Genomic DNA, 6767 nt, shown 5'->3' on the forward strand with positions numbered 1-6767 from the left:
CGTCCTCATGACCCACCCCCACATCACCCAAGCCGCCGTCATCGTCCGCGAAGACCAACCCGGCGACCAACGCCTCACCGCCTACACCGTCAACACCGAAACCGACACCGACGACCTTGCCGCACACACGGCAGCCCACCTACCCGCCTACATGATCCCCTCCCACTTCATCACCCTCGACGAACTCCCCCTCACCCCCAACGGCAAACTCGACCGCAACGCCCTCCCCACACCCCAATACGGACCCCAGAACGAAAACGGGAGAACCCCCCGCACCCCCCACGAAGAAGCCCTCTGCACCCTCTTCGCCGAAGTACTCGGCGTCGACTCGGTCACCATCGACGACGACTTCTTCCACCTCGGCGGACACTCCCTCCTGGTAACGAAGCTGGTCAGCCGCATCCGGACCAGCCTGGGCGCGGAACTCCCCATCCGGCAGCTGTTCGAGACGCCCACCGTGGCCGCTCTCTCCGCTGTCCTGGGCAAGGACACCGCACCGAGCCGCCCCACCGTGACCGCGGTGGATCCGCGTCCGGCACGCATTCCGCTCTCGTACGCCCAGCAGCGGCTGTGGTTCCTCAACCGCTTCGAGGGACCCAGCGCCACGTACAACATCCCGGTGGCCCTGCGGCTCACCGGCGCCCTGGACCGGGAGGCCCTGCGGCTCGCCCTCGCGGACGTAGTGACCCGGCACGAGAGCCTGCGGACCGTCTTCGCCGAGGACGCCGACGGCGCCTACCAGATCGTCCGGGAGCCGGCGGACGCCTGTCCGGACCTGCAGGTGATCGAGACCGGCCCGGAAGAGGTGGAGGAGCGTCTGCGGGACGCGGCCCGGCGTGGATTCGACCTCTCCGCGGACTCCGGCGAGCTGCCCTTCCGCGTGACGCTGTTCGAGGTCGGTGACGGCGAGCACGTACTCCTGCTGCTCCTGCACCACATCGTGAGTGACGCCTGGTCCCGGGCTCCGCTGGCCCGCGACCTCACGGCCGCCTACGCGGCCCGCGTCCACGGCTCCACGGCACCGGAGTGGGCGCCGCTGCCGGTCCAGTACGCCGACTACAGCCTCTGGCAGCGCGACATCCTCGGCACCGAGGACGACCCCACCAGCGAGATCACCCGCCAACTCGACTACTGGACCCACACCCTCACCGGACTCCCCGACCAGCTCGAACTCCCCTACGACCGCCCCCGCCCCGCCGTCGCCACCTACCGCGGCGACCGCATCCCCTTCGAAATCCCCGCAGAGCTGTACGACGGAATCGCCGCCTTGGCGCGGGATACGCAGGCGAGCCCCTTCATGGTGCTCCAGGCGGCCCTCGCCGCCCTGCTGACCCGGCTCGGTGCCGGCGAGGACATTCCCATCGGCACCCCGGTCGCGGGCCGTACCGACGAAGCGCTCGACGACCTGATCGGCGTGTTCATCAACACGCTGGTGCTCCGGACGGACACCTCCGGACGTCCCTCGGCGCTCACGCTCATCGAGCGCGTCCGGAACCAGACGCTGGAGGCGTACGCGCATCAGGACCTGCCGTTCGAGCGGCTGGTCGAGGCCGTCAACCCGGAACGCTCACTCGCCCGGCACCCCCTCTTCCAGGTGCTCCTGGCCTTCAACAACACGGACACCGGCGCCGTCGAGGGCGCGGTCGCGAAGCTGCCCGGACTGTCGGTCTCGCGTGCGACGGCCGACACCGGCGTGGGCAAGTTCGACCTCTCCTTCGCGTTCGCCGAGCAGGCGGGGTCGGGCACCGGGCTTCAGGGCGTGCTGGAGTACAGCAAGGACGTCTTCGACCGGGAGACCGTGCAGACACTGGGCCTTCGCTACCTGCGCCTGCTGCGGGCCATGGTCGACACCCCGCACAAGCCCGTCGACGAGGCGGAGTTGCTGGACGAGGCCGAGTCCCGCACCCTCCTCTCCGAGTGGAACGACACGGCGTGTGAGGTGCCGGGGCGTTCGACGGTGGAACTGTTCGAGGAGCGTGCGGCCTCGGACCCGGCTGCCGAGGCCGTGGTCGCCGGTGCCCACTCCCTGTCCTACGGCGAACTGAACGACCGCGCCGACCGTTTGGCCCGAGTGCTGGCGGCGCACGGAGCCGGCGCCGAACGCTTCGTCGCCGTCGCCCTGCCCAGGTCCACCGACCTCGTCGTCACCCTCCTCGCGGTCTGGAAGACCGGCGCCGCCTACCTCCCGCTGGACACCGAGTACCCGGCCGAACGGCTGGCGTACATGCTGGACGACGCCAACCCCGTCCTGCTCCTCACCACCAGCGACCTGACCCCCGTACTGCCGGCCGCCACACAGGTCCCTCGGGTCCTCCTCGACGAGCCGGGCCTCCAGGAGGAGCTGTCCGCGCCGGCCGGTCCCGGCCCGCTGCGCGGCATCCACGACCCGAGCGCCTCCGCCTATGTGATCTACACGTCGGGGTCGACGGGACGCCCGAAGGGCGTGGTCGTGCCGCACGGCCCGCTCGTGAACTTCCTGACGGCCATGCGGCGCCGGTTCCCACTCGGCGACAACGACCGCCTGCTGGCCGTCACCACCGTCGGATTCGACATCGCCGGACTCGAACTGTTCCTGCCGCTGCTCACCGGCGCCTCCACCGTGATCGCCGAACGCGACACCGTACGAGACCCCGCCGCCCTGTGCTCCCTGATCCGCACCAGCGGCGCCACCACCATGCAAGCCACCCCCAGCCTGTGGCGCGCCGTGCTCGCCGAAGACCCCACCGTCCTCGCCCCCCTGCACGTCCTCGTCGGCGGCGAAGCACTGCCCGCCGACCTCGCCACCGCCCTCACCCACCACGCCACCTCCGTAACCAATCTCTACGGACCCACGGAAACCACCATCTGGTCCGCCCACTGGCCCGCCACCCCCGACACCGCACACCACCCACACATCGGCCACCCCATCGCCAACACCCAGGTCTACCTCCTCGACCACACCCTCCAACCCGTCCCCGTCGGCACCCCCGGCGAGCTCTACATCGCCGGCCACGGCGTCGCCCGCGGCTACCACAACCGCCCCGACCTCACCGCCGAACGCTTCACCGCCAACCCCCACGGCCCCGCCGGCACCCGCATGTACCGCACCGGCGACCTCGCACGGTGGACCCCTGACGGCAACCTCGAATACCTCGCCCGCGTCGACGACCAGATCAAGCTCCGCGGCTTCCGCATCGAACTCGGCGAAATCGAGACCGCGCTCACCACCCATCCCCACGTCGCCCAAGCCGCCGTACTCGTCCGCGAAGACCACCCCGGGGACCCGCGCCTCGTCGCCTACCTCACCCCCACCACACACCAGCCCGTCCCGACCACGGACCTGCGCCAGCACCTCGCCACACACCTGCCCGACTACATGCTCCCCACCGCCTACATCACCCTCGACGCCTTCCCCCTCACCCCCAACGGCAAGCTCGACCGCCGCGCCCTCCCCACACCCGACTACGCGACCCACACCGAAAACGGACGAGCCCCCCGCACCCCGCGCGAGGAGCTCCTGTGCACCCTCTTCGCCGAAGTACTCGGCCTCGACGCCGTCACCATCGACGACGACTTCTTCACCCTCGGCGGCCACTCCCTCCTCGCCACCAAACTCGTCAGCCGCATCCGCACCGTCCTGGACACGGAACTGGCCATCCGGCAGCTCTTCGAGGCGCCGACGGTGGCACGGCTGGCCGGGGTGCTGGACTCCTCGGCCGCCGCTCGCGGCAGGCTGGTCGCCGCGCCGAGACCGGCCCGGGTACCGCTCTCCCACGCCCAGCAGCGGCTGTGGTTCCTCCAGCACCTCGAGGGGCCGAGCGACGCGTACAACGTGCCGATCTCGCTCGACCTGACGGGAGAGCTGGACCAGGAGGCGCTGCGGCTGGCGCTGGCGGACGTCGTCGACCGGCACGAGAGCCTGCGGACCGTCGTCGTCGAGGACGGTTCCGGCGCCGCCCACCAGGTCGTACTGGGCCGGGAGCAGACGCGGGTGCCGCTGGCCGTGGAGCACCTCGCCTCGGACGCGGAGGTCGACGCACGGATGCGGCGTGCCGCCGGGTACGTCTTCGACCTCGCCTCCGAGATCCCCCTCCGTGCCACCCTGTTCGAGGTCGGGGAGGGCGAGTCCACGGACCGCTGGGCCCTGCTGCTGCTCACCCACCACATAGCCAGTGACGCCTGGTCGCGGGGCATTCTCATCCGGGACCTGGTGGCGGCGTACGCCGCGCGCACCACGGCGGGCCGGGCGCCCGACCTGGCGCCGCTGCCCGTCCAGTACGCCGACTACAGCCTCTGGCAGCGGAACGTCCTCGGCTCCGAGGACGACCCCGCCAGCGAGGCCGCGCGCCAGCTCGACCACTGGAAGCGGGCGCTGTCCGGGCTGCCCGAGGAGCTGTCGCTGCCGTTCGACCGCCCGAGGCCTGCGGTGGCCTCGTACCGGGGTGACCGGATCGCCTTCGACCTGCCGCAGGATGTGTACGAGCGGCTCGTCCGGGTGGGCCGCGAACAGGGGGCCAGCCTGTTCATGGTGCTGCAGGCGGGGCTGGCCGCACTACTGACCCGGCTGGGGGCCGGCACGGACATCCCGCTGGGCACCCCGATCGCCGGCCGCACCGACGACGCCCTGGACGACCTGGTCGGCTTCTTCGTGAACACGCTGGTGCTGCGCACGGACACCTCGGGAGACCCGACGTACGCCGAGCTCGTCGACCGGGTCCGCGCCGAGTCCCTGGCGGCGTACGCGCACCAGGACCTGCCGTTCGAGCGGCTGGTGGAGGCCGTCAACCCGGAGCGTTCGCTGTCCCGGCACCCGCTGTTCCAGACCATGCTCAGCTTCGACAACGCCGGTCGTGCCGCGTCGCACGCGGAGCTGGCCGGACTCGCGGTCTCCGGGCGGACCCTCGGTGCGCCCGCCGCGAAGTTCGACCTGTCCTTCGAACTCGCCGAGCGTCCGGCGGGCCCGGACCGGGCGGCGGGTCTGAGCTGCGCGCTGGACTACAGCACCGACCTCTTCGACCGCGGGACCGCGCAGGACGTCGCCGACCGCTTCGTCCGCGTGCTGACCGCGCTCGCCGACGACCCGGGGCGCCGGATCGGCGAGACGGAGATCCTCGGCCGGGACGAGCGGCGGCGGATGCTCGTCGAGTGGAACGAGACCGCGGTCCAGCACGCGGACCGCACCGCGGTCCACGTCCTCTTCGAGGAGCGCGCCGCCGCCGAACCGGAAGCCCTCGCGGTCGTGGCCGGTGAGGAGCGGCTCAGCTACGGCGAGCTGAACGCGCGGGCCAACCGGCTGGCGCACCGGCTGCTCGGCCGGGGCGTCGGCAGGGAGAGCCGGGTCGCGGTCTTCCAGGAACGCTCCGCGGAACTGATCGTCGCCACCCTGGCCGTGCTGAAGGCCGGCGGTGTGTACGTGCCGATCGATCCGCAGCAGCCCGCGTCCCGGTCCGAGTTCATCCTGCGGGACACCGGGGCCGTGGCCCTGCTCACCGACCGCGGCCCGGGTGACCTGCCCTTCGCGGTGGACGTGCCGGTCCTCGACGTCGGTCCCGGCACGGACCTGTCCGGGGAGGCGGACACCGGCCCCGGGGTGCCGACGGACGCCGAGCAGCTCGTGTACGTGATGTACACCTCGGGCTCGACCGGTACTCCCAAGGGCGTGGCCAACACCCATCACAACGTGGTGCACCTGGCGGCGGACCGCTACTGGCGCGGTGGGCGTCACGAGCGGGTGCTGATGCACTCGCCCTACGCCTTCGACGCCTCGACGTTCGAGATCTGGACGCCCCTGCTGACGGGCGGCACGGTCGTGGTGGCCCCCGCCGGGCGGCTGGACGCGGCCGACCTCGCCGCCGCCATCTCCGGGCACGGGGTCACGGGGCTGTTCGTCAGCGCCGGTCTGTTCCGGGTGCTCGCCGAGGAGCGGCCCGAGTGCTTCCGCGGAGTGCGGGAGATCTGGGCCGGCGGCGACGTGGTGTCCCCCACGGCCGTCCGCCGGGTCCTGGAGACCTGCCCGGGCACGGTCGTCGCCAACGAGTACGGGCCCACGGAGACCACGGTGTTCTCCGCGGTGAACCCGCTGCGCGACCCGGCGGAGGTACCGGAGGCGGTCGTTCCGATCGGCAGGCCCCTGTGGAACACCCGGCTGTACGCCCTCGACGAGCGGTTGCGGCCGGTGCCCGTGGGGGTACCCGGCGAGCTGTACATCGCGGGCACCGGTGTGGCCCGTGGCTACCTCGGCCGCGCGGCGCTGACGGCACAGCGCTTCGTGGCCGACCCGTTCGCGGGCGCCGGCGAGCGGATGTACCGCACCGGTGACGTCGTACGCTGGCTGGCCGACGGGCGGCTGGAGTTCCTGGGCCGGGTCGACGACCAGGTCAAGCTGCGGGGCTTCCGGATCGAACCGGGCGAGGTGGAGGCGGTCCTCGCCGGCCGCCCCGAGGTGAGCCAGGCGGCAGTGGTGCTGCGGGAGGACCGGCCCGGCGACAAGCGGCTCGTGGCCTACGTGGTCGCGGGTGCCGGGGCCGAGCCCGAGGCGTTGCGGGCGCACGTGGCGGGCACCCTGCCCGAGTACATGGTCCCGTCTGCCGTGGTCCTGCTCGACGAGCTGCCGCTCACCCTGAACGGCAAGCTCGACCGGCGGGCGCTGCCCGCCCCCGACTACGGTGCCGACACCGAGCGGCGCGGCCCGCGCACCGAGCGGGAGAAGGTGCTGTGCGCGCTGTTCGCGGACGTCCTGGGCCTGGCCGAAGTGGGCGTCGACGACGGGTTCTTCGACCTCGGCGGCG

The 6767-nt window shown here is 72.1% G+C and carries 1 protein-coding gene; it reads left to right on the forward strand.

The window, feature by feature from the left end:
* The coding region (locus IE258_RS40170; RefSeq protein ID WP_189750734.1) for a non-ribosomal peptide synthetase at positions 1 to 6767 on the forward strand (6767 nt) is incomplete at both ends.

This window comes from Streptomyces tendae (genome assembly GCF_014650435.1).
Lineage (GTDB): Bacteria > Actinomycetota > Actinomycetes > Streptomycetales > Streptomycetaceae > Streptomyces > Streptomyces tendae.